The organism is Amycolatopsis sp. NPDC039088 (assembly GCF_055598845.1).
This window is the reverse complement of the sequence record NZ_JBVKAE010000053.1, coordinates 1-18191: the sequence shown is the minus strand read 5'-3', so window position 1 is coordinate 18191 and position 18191 is coordinate 1. Positions and strand designations below refer to the sequence as shown.

Below are 18191 nucleotides of genomic sequence, written 5' to 3'. Positions count from 1 at the left end.
GACACCAAGTCCGGCACCGGCAGACCATGCGGAACGACCGGCAGAAGTCGGCGGCGCGGATTCCTCCGGTCAGGAACCGCAGGCCGTCGGCGGCGGCAGGACCGTCCCGCCGTCACGCAAGGTCGCCGGATCCAGCGAAGGTCCGGTCGGCAGCAGGTTCAACAGCGTGGTGGGCAGCCCGTTCGACGCGGCCCCCTCGAAGCCGAGCGCCTTCGCACCTTCGGCCGGGACCGGGTACTTCACCCCGGTGTCGGTCACCAGGAAGAGAGCGTCACCGGCCCGTCCCGACGCGGCCGAGGCCCGCACGAGGGCGCCCGCGCCGGGCCGCACCGCGATCCGGTCGACCCGGGAGCAGGGCTCCGCGATACCGGGCTGCCCCGACGGCACCTGTCCCGACGCGGTGAACCTCTCGGCCACCGCCACCTGGGTGCGCGGCGCGTCGCCGTCCGGAGTGACGAGAGCACACAGGCCTTGACCACTGTGAAGCGTCGCTGCCTTCGGTGGTTTCGCGGGCGGTGGCTGCTCGACCGAAGCCAGCCGCTCGCTGACCACCCGTCCCGGCAACGCGGCCACCTCGACGTCCCCGCCGTCGTAAGCGGCCCGGCGGACCTCCGGATCGGCGGCCAGCAACCGCGCGTCCAATTCGGACAGTGGGATGAGACCCGCCTTCGTCAGCACGTAACGCTGCGCGGGTTCCCCGGAGACGGTGTAGAGCCTGCCGATCCGCGATTCCGTTCCGCCGAGCGCTGGGCCGGCGTCGCCGAGCCCGTCGATGGCGGGCGGCGCGAAATCCGGTCCCGCGGGCAGCGCGTCCAACAACGACGCCGGGACCTTGACCGGCTGGAGTACCCCGTCCACCGCGTCGAGCGCGCCGCGATCGGTCGCGACCCGATGCCGTTTTCCCTTCCACAACAAGAACGTCGTCCCGTCCGGGGCGACCGCGACGACCGCGGCTTCGTCACCGAGCGGGTCCGCGGTCGCGCCGTCGACCCGCAGCGCGGTCGGCCCGGCCTGATCGCGGTCCACGGACGTGCACACCTCCCACGGATCACCGGCGAGCACGGGCAACGAGTCCGGCGCGCCGATGATCCCCAGCGGTTCACCGCGCGGGACGTCCTTCAGGGAGGCCTCGGAGGCGTGCTTGACCGCGAGTTGCTTCCCGGCGACCAGTTTCGCCGAGGTGAAGTTCAGCACCGGCAACAGCTTTCCGCCCGCGTAGAGGAACCGTGCCCCCGACGAGTCGGCCACGACGAGCGCGCCCTCCACCCGCCAGGACTTGTTCCCGCCGGGTGAGACCAGCCCGAACACCAGCAGGCCGAGGCAGGCGAGGACGGCGACCAGCATGCCGATCACGCTGCCGCGGTAGGTCCGGTGCAACGGGCTCTCCGGCGCGTCGGGATCGACCCGCAGCAGCGCCGAGGTCAACCGGCCCAGCATGAACCGGTGTGCCTGGACCTGATCGGTTTTGGCGTTCATCCTCAGCCCCCGAAACCGCGGACGAACGCGAACACGCCGATCAGCCACAACGCGAGCGGCAGCAGCGATACCGCGGCGAGGGTCTCCGCGAGGTCCGCGAGCCTTCCCCACTGCGGCAGCATCCGGCGTCCTGGCAGCGTCCAGCGCGCCACCAGCACCAGCGCGGCCAGCGCGAACACCCCCGCCACCATCGGCAGCGGAGAGGCCGCGTCCAGCTGAGTGGCCAGCAGCAGACGCAACACGCCGTACACACCGGGAACGATCACCGAGAGCCGCTGCCAGACACTGCCCAGCGCACGGCCGTGCACCAGCAGCAACATGCTGAGCAACGCGGCGAACGTGACAGCCTGCCACGACCGGTCGCGGACCACGAATTCGAGCGTGACCAGGCAGGCGAACCCGATCGCGGCGAACAGCGCGGTCACGAAGGCGTCCGCGATCAGACCCTTGCCGACGACCTCGTCACCGGGATGCGGATCGAGTTCCTCCTGCAACTCTTGGGCCGTGGTCGGCAGCCCCGGCAGCCGCAGCCCGGACAACCGGAAGGCGATCCTCGGCACGAAGGCACCGAGCAGGACGGCGATCACCGCGATGATCGTCGCCGAGGCGGCCGCGGATCCGCCGCCGAGCATCAGCACCAGGCCACCGGTCGCGCACAGCAGCCCGAACGTCGCGACCGAGACGAACACCGGCGCGAACCCCGCCACCGCCGCCATCCCGAGCGCGGCGGCGCCCGCGCCCGCGACACAGGCGGCCAGCAGCCGCGCACCGGTCAGCACCGGGCCTTCGGGGCCGTGCGGGACGAGCGAACCGGCCAGGCCGACGAACGGCACGGCCGCCAGCGCCAAGGCCAGTGCCGCGGGGCTGTCACCGAGCGCGCGGGCGGCCGTCGCGGCGCACACCAGCAGGAAGAAGGCGGCAACCCCGGCGGACAGTAAGGTCGGCCAGGCCGCGGGCGCGGTCACCAGCGACCAGAACGCGAGCGCCACCGCGGCCAGCACGCCGCCGAGCATCGCCCACCGGGTGGCCTGCGGGCTCCACGAATCCGGCCGCGCGCGGGCCTCGGTGGACAGGCCGTCGATGATGTCGTCGAAATGCACCGTCGGCAGTTGTTCCCGCCGCGGCCGCAGGTGCAGGGTCTCGCCGTCACGCAGTTCGAGAACGTCGACAGTGGACTCCTGGTCGAGCGGTGGATCGCCGAGCCGCTGGAGGATCCAGCCGTCGTGGTCCACCCCGTCCTCCGCCAGCTCCTGGCCCGCGTGGGCGAGGATCGTCGGCATCAGGTCGATCAACGGGATGTCCACCGGGACGGCCAGTGCGAAACTGGTCGCCGGGGCACGGACACGGAGCTTGCACAGCCCTGAAGTGGTCGCCATGGCACACGCCTTCGATCGGGCGACCGACGCGCGGAATCGTGAGTGAACCGTCGCGTGGTCGGATTTCGTCACCTCTAGTGGAGCTGCCACCACAGCGCGTCCGAGAGGGAAGGAATCCGGGCTTGAGTGTAATCACATTCCGCAAGGGGCCGCGACGGCCAGGACCGGAAATGCCCGAGGGCGAGCTGAGTATCCAGGAACCGCCCACGCTGCCCGAAGTCCAGCGCAGCGCCGGCGCGGTGATGATGTACCTGCCGATGGCGCTGTCGTCGACGGTGACGGTGCTGCTGTTCGTCCGGCCGGGCGAGAACGGCGCGTTCAGCTACCTGGCCGCCGGGCTGATGACGGTGTCGTCGATGGCCATGCTGGTCGGCCAGCTCGGCCGCAGCGCGGGCGAACGCAAACAGAAACTCAACGACGCCAGGCGCGACTACCTGCGCTACCTGGCCCAATCGAGGCGCAAGGTCAGGGAGGTGGTGACCAGCCAGCGACAGGCACTGGCCTGGCGGCACCCCGACCCGACCGCGTTGTGGTCGTTGCCCGGCACGACCCGCATGTGGGAACGGGACGCGCAGGACGACGACTTCGGCGAGATCCGTGTCGCACGGGGGCCGCAACGCCTCGCGTGGCGGTTGAACCCGTTGTCCACCAAGCCTGTCGACGACCTCGAACCGCTGTCCGCGCACGCGTTGCGCCGGTTCATCCACGCCTACGGCACGGTGCCCGATCAGCCGGTGGCGGTGTTCCTGCCGTCGTTCGCGCGGATCCTGGTGCAGGCCGACGACGAGGAGGGCGAACGGATCCGCGCGCTCGCCCGGTCGATGATCGCGCATCTCGCGGTCTTCCACTCCCCCGCGGAACTGCGGATCGTCGTGCTCACCGCACCGGACCGCCGGACGGGGTGGGAATGGGTGAAATGGCTGCCGCACAACCTGCATCCCAGTGAGACCGACGGGGCGGGGGAAGCACGGCTGGTGGTGGAATCCATCGCGGAGCTGGAAACCGCGATGGGCGACGAATTCGCCGTCCGGCCCGGTTTCGATCCGGACGCCCTGCCCGACGTCCACGAGCCCTGCGTGATGCTGTTCGTGGACGGGGTCACCCTTCCGCCCACCTCCCGGCTCGCCGGTGAGGGTTACCGCAACACCACGCTCATCGACCTGTCCTCCGCACTGTCCATTCAGGACGATCCGCTGACACTGCGGCTCCGGCTCGAGGACAGGACACTGAAGCTGATCACGGTCGACCAGCACAACAAGGAGGTCGCCGGCGACCTCGGCCGCCCGGACGGGATCGGCCTCAACACGGCGACGGCGCTGGCGATGCGGCTCGCGCCGTACCGGGTCGGCGCGCGGCGGAAATCGGCCGAACCGATGGCCGTGAACTTCGACCTGACGGCGATGCTGGGCATCAACGACATCCAGACCTACGACGTCGCCGCGGGCTGGGCGGCGAAACGGCCGGGTGGCAGGCTCCGCGTGCCGCTCGGCATCGGCCCTGGCGGCCAGAAGGTCGACCTCGACATCAAGGAATCCGCCCAGGCGGGCATGGGCCCGCACGGCATGCTGATCGGGGCGACCGGTTCCGGCAAGTCGGAGCTGCTGCGCACCCTCGTGCTCGCGCTCGCGCTCACACATTCGTCGGAGATCCTGAACTTCGTCCTGGTGGACTTCAAGGGTGGCGCGACGTTCCTCGGCCTCGACGGGCTGCCGCACACCTCGGCGGTGATCACGAACCTCGCCGACGAGGCCGCGCTGGTCGGCCGGATGCGCGAGGCGCTCAACGGGGAACTGGTGCGACGCCAGGAACTTCTGCGCAAGGCGGGTAACTACAGCTCCGCGCTGGACTACGAACGGGCGCGCGCGAACGGGGTCCCGCTCGATCCGCTGCCGACGCTGTTCCTGGTGGTGGACGAGTTCAGCGAACTGCTTTCGGCGCACCGCGACTTCATGGACCTGTTCATCATGATCGGGCGGCTGGGCCGCTCGCTGGGCGTCCATTTGCTGCTCGCCTCCCAGCGGCTCGACGAAAGCCGGATCCACCAGCTGGAATCGCATCTGTCCTACCGGATCGGCCTGCGGACGTTCTCGGCGATGGAAAGCCGTGGCGTGCTCGGCGTGCCGGACGCCTATCAGCTGCCGTCGGATCCGGGGAACGGGTTCCTCAAAAGCGGCACCGCCGCGCTGGACCGGTTCAAGGCGGCCTACGTCTCCGGTCCGCACCGGGTGGTCCGGCGGAACGTCGAGCAGGCGGTGGTGGCGCAGCAGATCGTGCCGTTCACCTCGAAGTTCGCCGCCCGCGCCGAACCCGTGCCCGAACCGGAGCCGGTGCTCGCCGAACCCGAGCCGGAAGGTTCGGTGCCGAGTCTGCTGGAACTGGCCGTCGACCGGCTCCGCGACGCCGGTCCGCCCGCCCACCAGGTCTGGCTGCCGCCACTGGACGCGCCCAGCTCGCTCGGCGAACTGCTGCCGCCGCTGGTGGAAACCGCCGAAGGCCTCACCGCGCCGGAGTGGTCCGGCCGCGGCGCGCTGACCGTCCCCATCGGACTGATCGACCGGCCCTTCGAGCAGGCACGGGATCCGCTGCTCGTCGATCTGTCGGGCGCGGACGGGCACGTCGCGATCGTCGGCGGTCCGCAGAGCGGCAAGAGCACGGCCCTGCGGACCCTCATCACCGCGCTCGCGCTCACCCACACCCCGGCCGAGGTCCAGTTCTACTGCCTCGACTTCGGCGGCGGAACGCTGACCAGCCTGCGGAAACTCCCGCATGTCGGCGGAGTGACCGGCAGGCTCGACGTCGAACGCATCCAGCGCACCATCGGCGAGGTCACCGCACTGCTCACCCGCCGGGAGCGGTTCTTCACCGACAACGACATCGACTCGATGGCCACCTATCGGCGGAAACGGGCGGCCGGGGACTTCGCCGACCAGCGGCACGGCGACGTCTTCCTGGTGGTGGACGGCTGGTCCACGATCCGGCAGGACTTCATGGAGCTGCTGCCGACGTTCGTCGAACTGGCCTCACGCGGCCTCAACTACGGCATCCACCTGATGATGGCGTCGAGCCGGTGGAGCGAGATCATCAGCGCCGTCCGCGACCTCGTCGGCACCCAGCTCGAACTCCGGCTCGGCGACCCGGTCGATTCGGTGATCAACATGCGCGCGGCGGCGACCGTGCCGAAGATCCCCGGCCGCGGCCTCACCGACAAGGAACTGCACTTCCTCACCGCGCTGCCGTCGATCGACGGGGTGGACCGCGACGTCGCCGAACACGTCGAGACCCTGGTGGACCGGATCGTCGCGGCCTGGCCCGGCCCGTCCGCTCCCCCGGTGCGGATGCTGCCGCCGGTACTGGACCGGGCCGAACTCCCCGGCCCGGCCGCGGACCTGCGGCTCGCGCTCGGCCTCGACGACCAGCGACTCGAGCCGCTGTGGCACGACTTCGAGGACAACCCGCACCTGCTGGTGGTCGGCGACGTGGAATCCGGGAAGACGAACCTGCTGCGGCTGGTGATCGACGGCATCACCCAGCGGTACACGCCACAGGAGGCCCGGATCATCACCGTCGACTACCGGCGCGGCCTGTACGACGCCGTGCCCAAGGAATACCAGCTGGGCTACGCGGTTTCCGGGGATTCGGTGCACGACATGATCGACGGTGTCGCGCGGGCGGTGCAGACCCGGCTGCCCGGCCCGGACATCACGCCGGCGCGCCTGCGGTTGCGCGACTGGTGGACCGGACCGCAGGTGTTCGTCGTGATCGACGACTACGACATGGTGGCGTCGTCGTCGAATTCCCTTTTCCAGCAACTGTTCGACCCGCTGGCACAGGGCAACGCGCTGGGCCTGCACCTGATCGTGGCCCGGGGCGCGAACGGGATCGGGCGCGGGGCGAACGATCCGCTGCTGCGACGGCTCACCGAGGTCAACACCCCGATGATGCTGCTCTCGTGCCCGCTTTCGGAAGGCATCGTGTTCGGCGAGGTACGGCCGCGCGTCCTGGTCCCCGGCCGCGCGCAATACGCGACGCGGCGCGGCACGACCATCGTGCAGACGGCCCTCTCGGCCCACGAGGCGGCGCTCGTCGCGAAGTGACCGAACCCGCCCTTCCGCCACCGCCCCCCCATCAGCGGCGGAAGGGCTTCCCGGCGGCTTGCCCGGCCGCCGCGGAGCCCCGGACCCGCTGCGTGGTCCGGGGCTCCGTCTCGTGAGCGATGATTGTGAAGTACATGATGGCCCCCTTCCTTGCGCTAGGCGCTGTGAAGGGGGCCTTCATGTACTGGGGAAGGTGTGAAGGTCGGGTTTCCTCGGCTGAGCCGCGTGAAGGGGTCCTTCACGCGCCACCGTTGTGACTGGTGGTGCTACTGAGTCTCGTGATGTCGTTCCGGGTCCGTGAAGGACTCCTCGAGGGACCCAGAGTCCCTCAAGGAGCCCTTCACGGACCGACCGCTACGCCGAACTCACCCCGCCGTAGGTACCTAACACGCCCTTGGCCACAACCCGAATCGCCAGTCGCGACTCCCTGGCTGAAAGTCCGTGAAGGCCTCCTTACCTACCTTGAGAGTAGGGAAGGAGGCCTTCACGGCCACGCCACCGCCGTAGGCACCACCACCACTGAAGGCTCCCTTTCGGACGTTGAACGTCTCGAAAGTTCCCTTCAGAACGGGGATCCGGGCCGCGTCGCGGAACCGGTGTCCCCAATGCGGCATTGGGGACACTCAAGGTCTCCAATGCCGCATTGGGGACACTCAAGGTCCGGCGCGCCACCGCCGCCGCCGTCCCCGCGGCACCACCACGGCCGCCGCGCCCAGCAAGGCGACGGCGACCACGACGATCGCGACCACCGTCCAAGCAGCCTGCTTCACGGGCGCCAGGTCGGGGCCGGGCGTCACCGCCACCGGTTCGCGGCGGGCGGTGGCGGCGCCCGCCGCGGTCGAGACCGACGTCAGCGCCGCGAGCGGGTCGAGCACGGTGACCCCGGCCTGCGGGGCCGCGGTTTCCCGCAACCGCCTGGCGAGGTCGGCCGCGGTCGTCTCCGGCCGGTACGACCGGATCAGCGCCGCCGCGGCCGCCACGTGCGCGGCGGCGAACGCGGGACCCACCCCGATCACGGCACCGCCGCCCGGCCCCTTGCCCACCACGAGATTTCCCGGTGCGGCAAGGGATCCGGGAGCGGCCTTGGCGGCCGGTTTCCCGTCCGGCCCGATGGCGGACACCGAGAGCACGCCGGGGAAAGCGGCCGGGTAGTACGGGCCGGGCGGGACGTCGCGCGCTTTGGTCACGTCCAGGCCCGCCGCCGCGACGATCAGCGCGCCCGCCGCGATAGCCCGGTCGACAGCCTGTTTCAGCGTTGGATCCGCGTCGGTGACCGCCGTGGCAACGCAGATGATCCGCGCGCCCGCCGCGACCGCGCCGTCGAGGGCGCCCGCGATACTCGCCGCGGTCGTCACACCGGACTTGTCCGTCCCGCGCACCGCGAGCACCCGCGCCCCGGGCGCGAGCCCGGAAACCCCGGCGCCGTCCGCCACCCGCGCCGCGATCAGGCTCGCGACGACGGTGCCGTGCCCGACGCAGTCCGTTCCGGCGTCACCGACCTGCTGGACCGGCAGAACCGCTTTGTCGACACCGGTGTCCACCACGGCGACGGTGACACCCTCGCCGGTCGACAACGCCCGAAGCCGGTCCGCGCCGAGATAAGGCAGCTGCCACGGCACCGAAGGGATTTTCTTGCCCGAGGAGGAAGTACACGCCTGCCCGGCTTTCAGCGTCTGCGGGATCTGCGGGAGTTCGGTGTCCTGCGCGGCCGCGAAGCCGCCGTTCGCCAGCAGAACGAGCGTCGCGCACGCCACGGTCAGGTGTCGCCTCATCGTTCCAGTCCAGCATGGGCCGCGCGACGCGCCCAGGAAGAACGACCGGCAGGATCGCCGGGCCGATGAACCCAATGAGCCCTCCGCCGCGTTGTCCAGTGTGGAGCCCGACGGCAGGTTCCGATCGGAGAACGACGAGGGGAGCGCTCGTGTCACGGCACGTGCTCACGGTGGACCGCGACCAGGGCTATCGCACCATTTCGGCCGCGTTGCAGGACGCGCGCAACGGCACGGTGATCTCCGTGCTTCCCGGCCGCTACGACGAATCCCTGGTCGTGACCAAGGTGGTCACGATCGCGGCGAGCGACGCGCGCGGGACCGTGGAGGTCGTGGCACGCCAGGGCAGCGCGGTCCAGCTCGCCGCCGAAGCCGTCAAGCTCACCGGTCTGGTGCTGCGCGGGCAGCACGAGAACCTGCCCGCGGTCGACATCGCGCGCGGGCAGGCCGCGGTGGAGGACTGCGAGATCATCGGCGCGGCCTGGACTGCGGTGCTGGCCCGCAATTCGGGTTCGCTGGCGATGCGGGGCTGCCGGGTGACCAACCCCGGCGGCGCGGGCATCGTCGTCACCTCGCCCGCCCCCAGCACGATCGAGGACTGCGTGATCGAACACGTGGAGACCTCGGCCGTCGTGATCGCCGAACGCGGCAACCCGATGGTGCGGGACTGCACCCTGAGGCACGCCAAGGGAAACGGGGTCTGCGCGAACGGGCAGGCACAGGGCACCATCCAGCATTGCGACATCTCCTCGACCGGCAGGCCGGGAATCGCGCTCGAAGAGGACAGCGCGACGAAGGTGTTCGACACCACCGTCCGTGACACCGCGAGCGGCGTCTTCATCAGCACGCACTCCTCCCCCGTGCTCGAAGAATGCCGTACCACCAACACCACCGGTGACGGGATCACCGTGGCCGACGGTGCCGACCCGGTGCTGCGCCGCTGCCGTACGGCGAAGACCGGCGGCGTGGGGGTCCGGGTCACCGGACGCTCCCGCGGCACTTTCGAGGACTGCGAGATCTCCGACGCGGCAGGCGCGGGAATCCACGTCGACGAGGCGAGCGGCCCGGCGTTCAGCCGGACGACCGTGCGCGGCGGCGCGGCGGAGGGGCTGGTGGTCATCGACGGCGCGACGGCCGAATTCGACCGGCTGGAGATCCGGGACGTGGCGGGCCACGGTGTGCTGGTGCGGGCCGCCGCGAATCCGTTGCTGCGCCGGGCGGCGCTGAATGCCTGCCGGGGCAACGGCATCGAGGTCACCGGTAACGGCCGCGGCCGGATCGAAGACTGCGAAATACGCGATGCCGGGAAAGCCGGGCTCAGTGTCTCCGAAGGCGGAAGTCCTTACGTCAGCGCGCTTCGGGTGCACCAGCCGAAACTGTCCGCCGTCCTGGTCGGTCCCGGCGGCGTCGGTTCCCTGCGGGACTGCGAAATCGTCGAGGCCGGGGAACACGGTGTCCTGGTGCAGGACGGCGGGGAGCTGATGCTGTCCCGTTCCTCCGTGCGGCGTTCCCGCGGTCACGGCGTGCTAGTGGAAGCGGGCGCACGGGCGAAGCTGACCGCCGACGAGGTCAGCGGGAACCACCGCGACGGCGTCCGGATCGAGTCGGGTGAGACGGTGAGCGTGGTGGACTGCACGGTTTCCGACAACACCGGCGGCGGTCTCCGGACGACCGTGCCCGGCGCACGGCTGTCGGTGGAGAACCTGACCAGCAAGGCCAACGGCGCCCCGGACACCGACGGCACCGCGGCCACCGCCGAGATCACCGCGGTCGCCGATCCCGGCGAAGCACCCCAGAACGCCGAAAGCGACAGCGGGCCGCTGGCCAGGCTGGAGGAGCTCGTCGGCCTCAGTGGCGTCAAACATCAGGTGAAGACACTGGTGAACCTGAACAAGATGGCGCGGCGGCGGGAACAAGCGGGCATGGTCGCGCCGCCGACCAGCAGGCATCTGATCTTCGCCGGCCCTCCCGGCACCGGAAAGACGACCGTCGCCCGGCTCTACGGCAGCATCCTCGCCGAACTCGGCGTGCTGCGCGAAGGCCATCTGGTCGAGGTCGCCAGGGCGGATCTGGTCGCGCAGATCGTCGGCGGCACGGCGATCAAGACCACCGAGACATTCACCAAAGCCCTCGGCGGCGTGCTGTTCATCGACGAGGCGTACACGCTGAGCGCGCAGAGTAAGGGCAGCGGACCGGACTTCGGCCGCGAGGCCATCGACACCCTGGTCAAACTGATGGAGGACCATCGCGACGAGCTCGTCGTGGTCGCGGCGGGCTACTCGCAGGAGATGTCCTCGTTCCTGCAGTCCAACCCCGGACTGGCGTCGCGGTTCACCCGGACCATCGACTTCGAGAACTACAGCACCGACGAACTGGTGACCATCGTCGAGAAGATGTGCACCGCCCATCAGTACCAGGTACCAGAGGACACCCGGAACGCGCTGGCCGTCCACTTCGGACAGATGGAGCGCGGCACGGACTTCGGCAACGGCCGCACGGCGCGCAAGGTGTTCGAGGAAATGGTGGACCGGCAGGCTTTCCGCCTCGCGAGCGATCCGGACGCCGACGACCAGAGCCTGTCGCTCCTGCTGGCCGCCGACGTCCCCGGGGACGCGGGAAAGGCCGTTCAGGGCGGCGACGACGGCGAACTGACGGTCCTGCGGACGAAGCTCGACTCGATGATCGGCCTCACCGGGGTGAAGGACGCGATCAACGACCTGGTGAACCTGATCTCCACCGCGCGGGCCCGGCGGCAGGCCGGGTTGCCGGTACCCGCGATCAGCAACCACCTCGTCTTCGCCGGTGCGCCCGGTACCGGTAAGACCACGGTGGCCCGGCTCTACGGCGAACTGCTCGCCGCGCTGGGCGTCCTGCGCAAGGGACACCTGGTCGAGGTCGCGCGCGCCGACCTGGTGGGCCGCTACGTCGGGCACACCGCGCATCTGACCAGGGAGGCTTTCGACTCCGCCCGCGGCGGCGTGCTGTTCATCGACGAGGCGTACGCGCTGACCCCCGAGGGCGCCACGGGCGGCGACTTCGGCCAGGAAGCCGTCGACACCTTGGTGAAACTGATGGAGGACCACCGTGACGACACCGTCGTGATCGTCGCCGGGTACTCCGCGGAGATGCGCTCGTTCCTCGCCTCCAACGCCGGTCTCGCCTCGCGGTTCTCCAGGCATATCGAGTTCGAGAACTACTCCACCGACGACCTGGTCACCATCGTGCACCGGATGGCGTCGTCGAACGGCTACGAATGCGCCCCGGAGACGGTCATCGCGCTGCGCCGTCACTTCGCGGGCGTCGAACGCGACGAAACCTTCGGCAACGCCCGCTACGCGCGGCAGGTGCTGGAGATCATGATGACCCGGCAGGCGGGAAGGCTCAGCACGAGCGGCGCGCCGACCATCGCGGACCTGCGCCTGCTGTCACCCGCCGACCTTCCCTGAGCTTCCCTCTCGACGAACCGTGACGTTCCGCCGCCGGACGTTCGGCCGTGCCATGGCAGGATTGCCACGGCACGGCCGTCGTTGAGAGGAGTTCCACGCAGCGTGGACAAGACCGCGTTCGGAGACTTCCTCCGCTTCTACCGGCTTCGTGTCCCGATGACGCAGGAGGAACTGGCCGAGCGCACGGGGATCAGCGTGCGCAGCATCAGCGACATGGAGCGCGGACGGGTCCGCACCCCGCAGCGCCGTACCGCGGAACTGCTGGTCGAAGGGCTGGGACTGGCGGACAAGGAGGCGGGCGATTTCGCCGAACTCGCCCGTTCCGGACGCCGTCCGGCGCTGGTTCCGGAAGAGCAGGCACCGGTCGAGGCGCCGCACCCCGTCGCGATCGCCGCCCTGCCGCCCCACCTCACCGAACTGACCGGCCGGAAGGCCGAACGGCGGCTGCTGGACGAGGTCGCGGAGGCCGCCGCCTCCTCGTCCCGCCTCCAGACAGCGGTGCTGCACGGACTTCCGGGGGCGGGCAAGACCGCGCTGGCCGTGGACGCCGGGCACCGGCACGCCCACCGCTTCGCACAGGGCTGCCTGTTCCTCGACCTGCGCGGCATGGATCCCGAACCCCTCACGCCGGACAGGGCCGTGCACCGGCTGCTGCGCGGGCTGGGTCTCGACGAACGCCAGTTCCCCCACGATGCCGAGGACCGGCTCGCGCTCTACCGGTCACTGATGCACGACCGCGAAATCCTGCTGATCCTGGACAACGCCGCCAACGAAGCCCAAGTGCGCCCGCTGCTCGCCACCAGCCCCGGCTCGATGGTGCTGGTGACCAGCCGGAGCACGTTGACGGGGTTGAACGCCCGGCACCGCATCGCCCTCGACGTCCTGCCCGGCGACGAGGCGGTGAACCTGCTCGGCGTGGCCGCCGGAGAGCCGCGGCTGAAGGCCGAACCGGCGGCGGCGCGGCGAGTGGCGGAACTCTGCGGCGGGGTGCCGCTCGCCCTGCTCATCGCGGGCAACCGGCTGGCCAGCCGTCCTCAGTGGACGATCGCGCACCTCGCCGACCAGCTCGAGAACGAGCGGCGGCGGTTGTCCGTGCTGACCGCGGGCGATCTGCAGATCCGCACCGCCTTCGCCCTCTCCTACCACCATCTCGCCCCCGAAACCGCACGGGTGTTCCGGCGGCTGGCGCTGGTCGACGGCCCGGACGTCTCCGTCGAACTCGTCGCGGTCTCCGCCGGAAGTCCCGCCGACGAGGTCGAAGCGGAACTGGAGAAACTGGCCGAAGCCAGTCTGCTCGGCTTCGGCGGCGCTTCGGGGCGGTTCACCACGCTCGATCTGCTGAGGGTGTTCGCCAAAGAGAAGCTCGAAACCACCGAAAGCGCCGAGGACGTCCAGGAGGCGACCGGGCGGGTGCGGCACTGGCTGCTCGCGGTGGCGACGAAAGCGGCGCAGTATTTCGATCACGACCGGACCGAAGTGACCTTCACGGTCGACGGGCCCGATCCGGTGCACGACCGGGAGTCCTCGGCCCGGTGGCTGGCCGAGGAGCAGCACCATTGGCGCGGGGCGCTGCGGGCGGCGTCGGCACACGGCGAGCACGGACAGGTCCTCGAACTGGCCCGGGCCATGCACTGGTACTCGGATCTGCGCGGCACCGGCCCGCTCTGGCGCGAGGTGTTCGGCGCCGGCGCGGCGGCGGCCGAGGCACTGGGTGACGTCCGGTCCGCGGGCGAACAGCTGAATTACGTGTCCTGGGCGCTGTACGCGCTTTGCGGCGATCCGCACGCCGCGAGCGAAGTCCATGAACGCGCGGTGGCCGCGGCGACCGAGGCGGGTGACCTGGTCACCCAGGCCTGGGCCTGGTACTACGGGGCCGCCATCACCCGGCGGCTCGGCTCGCCCCACGAGGCCGTGCTGCGGTGCCGGAAGGCCGTGGACCTGTTCGAGCGGGCGGAGTACCCGAACGGCCACCATCTGGCTCTCTCCCTGCTGGGCTTCATGCTGCACAACGTCGGCGAATTCGACGAAGCCGTTGCCGTGCAACGACAAAGCGAGGCCTACTATCGAGGCTCGGCTACCGCACCGGGTAACGACGAACTACTCTCGATGGTGCTGACCCAGCTCGCCGACAGTGTCGCGGCGACCGGAGCCGTCGCGGACGCGTTGGACCTGCTGGACGAGGCCGAGTCGCTGTTCCGCAAGCACGGCGCGAAGTTCGCGGTGGCGAGGGCACAGCACGCGCGCGGCCAGATCCTGTTCAAGGCGAACCGGCTCGCCGAGGCCGAGGAACAACTGCTGGCCGCCTTCGCCGGAGCACGCTGGTCCGAACCCAAGATCAAGATCCTGATCCAGCTGGCGGAACTGGCCGAAGCGGCGGGAAAACCGGCAGAGGCCGAGGCTCGCCGGGTACACGCCCTCGCCGAATGCGCCCGGTACGACACGCCGCTCGCCAGGAAGATGGGTCGCGAGCTCGCCGCCGAACTCGGCGTCGCGGTGCCCTGATCGGCCCGGGCCGCCGGTCACCAGCCCGCCGCGGTGACCCCGCTGCACGCCAGCACCTCGGTCATGGCGATCGTCGCGTGATGCACCCGGGACTTGACCGTCCCCACCGGCACGCCGATGCTCACGGCGGCCCGCTGCCGGGTGCGGTCGCGCCGGTAGACCTCGTCGAGCGCCTCGCGCTGGATGGGCGTCAGCTGAGCCAAACCCTCTTCGACGAGGCACCGTTCGACGACTTCGTCGGCGAAGTCGGTGTCACCCGGCAGCAGGTCGAAGTCGTCGTCCCCGAACACCACCGGGCGGGCCTTGTCGCGGCGGGCCCAGTCGACGATGAGGTTGCGGGCGACCCTGAACAGCCACGGCCGCGGCGGGATACGCTTCTCGATCAGCGTTTCGCTGTTGCGCCACGCGCGGAACAGACACTCCTGCACGACGTCCTCGGCCCGATGCGGGTCAGCGGGGAGCAAGCTGCGGGTGAACCGCAGCAGATGGTCCCGATGCTCGGCGTGCAACGCCGCCACGAAAGCGTTTCCCTCGGCCGACGGCGCCCTGTCCGCCAGCGAACTCACCTGAGTATCGCGGTGGCCTGCCACGCCGACCTCCCTGACTAGTTGGCGTCCTTGAGCTCAATTCCACCGGCCGGGGCGGCCCGCGACCATGAGGAAGGACCGGCAGAACTCGGTGACGGCGGGTTCTTCCGGTTCGTCTTCCTGCCGGGAAGCGCGCGTAGTTTCTCCTTGTGGGTTCAGGAACGAAACCAGTACGCCGGGTGGTGATCGTCGCGTTCGACGACGCGCAGATCCTTGATGTGGCCTGTCCCAGCGGGGCGCTGGAGATCGCGACCTCGCACGGCGCCGCCCCGCCCTATGTCGTCGAGCTGGCCACGGTCGACGGGCGGACGACGCGGAGTTCGTCGGGGATCATGCTCGCCGGTGCCCGGCGGCTGGCCGAGGTGTCCGGGCGGATCGACACGGTGCTCGTGGTCGGCGGCGCGGGAACGGGGACGGCCGCGGCGGACGAGCGACTGCTGACGCAGGTGCGGCGGCTGGCCGGACGAAGCAGGCGGATCGCCTCGGTGTGCACGGGCACGTTCGTGCTGGCGGCCGCCGGTCTGCTCGACGACCGGCGGGTCACCACGCATTGGGGATACGGCGAGTTGCTCGCCGCGACTTTTCCCGCGGTGACCGTGGATCCGGCGCCGCTCTACATCCGTGACGGCAACGTCTTCACCTCGGCCGGGGTGATCAGCGCACTGGATCTCACCCTCGCGCTGATCGAGGACGACCACGGTCCGACACTGGCCCGCGAGGTCGCCCGCGAGCTGGTGACCTATCTGCACCGCCCGGCCGACCAGGCCCAGATCAGCACGTTCCTGGCCGCCCCGCCGCCCGGCAACCGGGTCGTGCGGGATCTGCTGGGATACATCGCCGCGCACCTCGCCGAAGATCTCAGCCCGCCGGCGCTGGCCGCGCGAGCCGGCGTCACCACCCGGCACCTCAACCGGTTGTTCGGCACCCATCTGGGCAAGACCCCGGCTCGCACGGTGCGAGCGGCCCGGACCGAAGCCGCCGCGCATCTGGTGCGGTCCACCGCCTTGCCGCTCTCCGCGGTCGCGCGGCGGTGCGGGTTCGCCTCGGCGGAAACCCTGCGAACGGCGTTCCGCCAGCACTACGGGCTCACCGGGGACACGCTTCGCAGGATGACGGACATGCCACGCCCCATCGGGACCTGAGCGCCCCAGAATCCGTGGCATGAACAGTGCGGAGACCACGCGCAGAACAGTGTTGACCGGAGTCGCGGCGGCCGCGGCGTTCGGCCTCACCACCGGGACGGCTCAGGCGGAGACCAAAGGCCCGAGGATCGGCATCCTGCTCTACGACGGCTTCAGCCTGCTGGATCCGACCGGCCCGGCCGAGGTGCTGTCCCGGCTGCCCGGGGCGACGGTGACGATGATCGCCGAGCACCGCGGCCCGGTACGCACCGACACCCGGGATGTCGCGGTGCTGGCGGAGCGTTCGGTGGCCGAGGTGCACCGCCTGGACGTGCTGCTGGTCCCCGGAGCGGGTAACCGCGGCACGGTCGCCGCCATGGAGAACCAGGTGCTGCTCGACTGGATCCGCCGCGTTCACCGGCAGACGACCTGGACCACGTCGGTGTGCACCGGGTCGCTGATCCTCGGCGCGGCCGGGCTGCTCCGCGACCGGGCCACCACGTACTGGGCCTCGGCGCCCTATCTGGAAAAGACCTTCGGCGTCCGTTACGTGCCAGAGCGCTACGTTCAGGTCGGCAAGGTCGTCACCGCCGCCGGCGTTTCCGCCGGCATCGATCTCGCGCTCCATCTCGCGTCCCTGCTGGCAGGCGAGGAGATCGCCCGCGGTATCCAGCTCGCGGTCGAATACGACCCGCGACCGCCCTTCGACTCCGGCGACGCCGCGACGGCGAGTCCGGAACTCAAAGCGCTCGCGCTGAAACTGCTCGCCGATTCGCAGGAGTAGCACGGCCGATCTCCGCCGAACGCACCGCGCGGCGCCTCGTGCCCGCCTAGGATCACCACCGCGCAGACCGGGTGTCTCGATCCCCGGCGGAGATCGGCGGAAGGCAAGGCATGTCAGACCTGATGTACACGATCATCGGGATCACTCCACGGGTGTTGCTGCTCGTGGTGGGGCTCCTCGGCCTGATCTTCTCGATCAAAGGACGCGCCAGGGGTGTCTCCGGCCTGATGGTGGGCGCTTTTGTCGTCATGCTCGTCGCCACGGCGGCAGGCATCATCTGGCAGTTCGTGGCGTTGAACGTGCCGTCCTGGGCCGCGTCCGAGCACCTCACCGCCGACGAAATCCGCTTGATCTTCATGGGCGTCGGCGTCCCACTCGACGCCGCCGCGCTGCTCTCCTGGCTTCTGGTCGCGATCGCGGTCCTCAAGAATGGCCGTACGTCCCGGCAACCCGGCGTCGCGCCGTACCCGGCACCGGTCAACTACCCGATGCCGCCCCAGCAGCCGTCGAACTAGATCGCCGCAGGCCTCACTCTGGACGCCACCGGACTTCAGTGTCCACAAGGGACAACACCGGGCGATTGGATATTCGATTGATGTCGCTATGTACGTTTTTGCGTGGGGTCGTGAGTGATAATGAGAGTTATTGAGAGAAAAGGCAAACGTGTCGTGGCATGGTGCCGGTGTCGCTCCTGGGTACGCGTTCTTCTGGTAGTGAAGGCCTCCTTGCCTACTCTGACAGTAGGGAAGGAGGCCTTCACTGCCGTCAGATAGGCGCAGGGTACTGGCAAAGTCGAGAACTTGCAGGTCAGGCGAATATTCCTGCACTGTCACGACCGCGCGCACCGGTGGCGGTGGCGGAGCTTGATTCTGGACACCAGCGGGCTTCAGTGTCCACAAGGGACACCGCCAGCCGATCGAGTGTCCGATTGATGCCGCTATATACGTTTCCGCGCGGGGTCGTGAGTGTTAATGAGGGTTATTGAGGGGTAAGGCAAAGGTGGCGTGGTGGGTGGTAAGTCCGTGAAGGCCTCCTT

At 70.0% G+C, this 18191-nt stretch carries 10 protein-coding genes; 6 read left to right on the top strand and 4 right to left on the bottom strand.

The window, feature by feature from the left end:
* Positions 1 to 69: 69 nt before the first annotated feature.
* Together eccB and eccD are read right to left on the bottom strand one after the other, a co-directional pair.
* Entirely contained in the window at positions 70 to 1476 is a 1407-nt protein-coding gene (eccB, locus tag ACZ7KI_RS39655) for a type VII secretion protein EccB (protein ID WP_470278146.1), read from the bottom strand.
* Between the two features lie 2 nt (positions 1477 to 1478).
* The gene (eccD, locus tag ACZ7KI_RS39650; RefSeq protein ID WP_470278145.1) at positions 1479 to 2852 is read right to left on the bottom strand and encodes a type VII secretion integral membrane protein EccD; all 1374 of its coding nucleotides are present in this window, start codon (positions 2850 to 2852) and stop codon (positions 1479 to 1481) included.
* Between the two features lie 122 nt (positions 2853 to 2974).
* Between eccD and eccCa the strand changes: the two genes are divergently transcribed.
* Entirely contained in the window at positions 2975 to 6946 is a 3972-nt protein-coding gene (eccCa, locus tag ACZ7KI_RS39645; protein ID WP_470278144.1) for a type VII secretion protein EccCa, read from the top strand.
* A 653-nt stretch (positions 6947 to 7599) separates the two neighbouring features.
* Here the strand turns inward: eccCa and ACZ7KI_RS39640 are convergent.
* The gene (locus tag ACZ7KI_RS39640; protein ID WP_470278143.1) at positions 7600 to 8718 is read right to left on the bottom strand and encodes a S8 family serine peptidase; all 1119 of its coding nucleotides are present in this window, start codon (positions 8716 to 8718) and stop codon (positions 7600 to 7602) included.
* A gap of 149 nt (positions 8719 to 8867) precedes the next feature.
* Here ACZ7KI_RS39640 and ACZ7KI_RS39635 point away from each other — a divergent pair, with 149 nt between their 5' ends.
* Together ACZ7KI_RS39635 and ACZ7KI_RS39630 are read left to right on the top strand one after the other, a co-directional pair.
* Entirely contained in the window at positions 8868 to 12161 is a 3294-nt protein-coding gene (locus ACZ7KI_RS39635) for a right-handed parallel beta-helix repeat-containing protein (RefSeq protein WP_470278142.1), read from the top strand.
* A 102-nt stretch (positions 12162 to 12263) separates the two neighbouring features.
* Entirely contained in the window at positions 12264 to 14663 is a 2400-nt protein-coding gene (locus tag ACZ7KI_RS39630; RefSeq protein ID WP_470278141.1) for an ATP-binding protein, read from the top strand.
* Positions 14664 to 14680: 17 nt separating this feature from the next.
* Here the strand turns inward: ACZ7KI_RS39630 and ACZ7KI_RS39625 are convergent, their stop codons facing one another.
* On the bottom strand, positions 14681 to 15253 hold the full coding sequence (locus tag ACZ7KI_RS39625; RefSeq protein ID WP_470278140.1) for a sigma-70 family RNA polymerase sigma factor: 573 nt from the start codon (positions 15251 to 15253) through the stop codon (positions 14681 to 14683).
* Positions 15254 to 15429: 176 nt separating this feature from the next.
* Between ACZ7KI_RS39625 and ACZ7KI_RS39620 the strand changes: the two genes are divergently transcribed.
* From ACZ7KI_RS39620 to ACZ7KI_RS39610, 3 genes are all read left to right on the top strand, one after another.
* Entirely contained in the window at positions 15430 to 16392 is a 963-nt protein-coding gene (locus tag ACZ7KI_RS39620) for a GlxA family transcriptional regulator (RefSeq protein WP_470278160.1), read from the top strand.
* A gap of 19 nt (positions 16393 to 16411) precedes the next feature.
* Complete coding sequence (locus tag ACZ7KI_RS39615; protein WP_470278139.1) at positions 16412 to 17155, top strand: DJ-1/PfpI family protein; 744 nt, start codon at positions 16412 to 16414, stop codon at positions 17153 to 17155.
* A gap of 110 nt (positions 17156 to 17265) precedes the next feature.
* Positions 17266 to 17670, top strand: a complete 405-nt coding sequence (locus tag ACZ7KI_RS39610; protein ID WP_470278138.1) for a hypothetical protein — start codon at positions 17266 to 17268, stop codon at positions 17668 to 17670.
* Positions 17671 to 18191 lie beyond the last annotated feature (521 nt).

Excerpts from the sequence above, each read along its gene's own strand:
- eccB (WP_470278146.1), bottom strand. The coding sequence starts at position 1,476 with ATGAACGCCAAAACCGATCAGGTCCAGGCACACCGGTTCATGCTGGGC.
- eccD (WP_470278145.1), bottom strand. The coding sequence starts at position 2,852 with ATGGCGACCACTTCAGGGCTGTGCAAGCTCCGTGTCCGTGCCCCGGCG.
- ACZ7KI_RS39640 (WP_470278143.1), bottom strand. The coding sequence starts at position 8,718 with ATGAGGCGACACCTGACCGTGGCGTGCGCGACGCTCGTTCTGCTGGCG.
- ACZ7KI_RS39615 (WP_470278139.1), top strand. The coding sequence starts at position 16,412 with ATGAACAGTGCGGAGACCACGCGCAGAACAGTGTTGACCGGAGTCGCG.
- ACZ7KI_RS39610 (WP_470278138.1), top strand. The coding sequence starts at position 17,266 with ATGTCAGACCTGATGTACACGATCATCGGGATCACTCCACGGGTGTTG.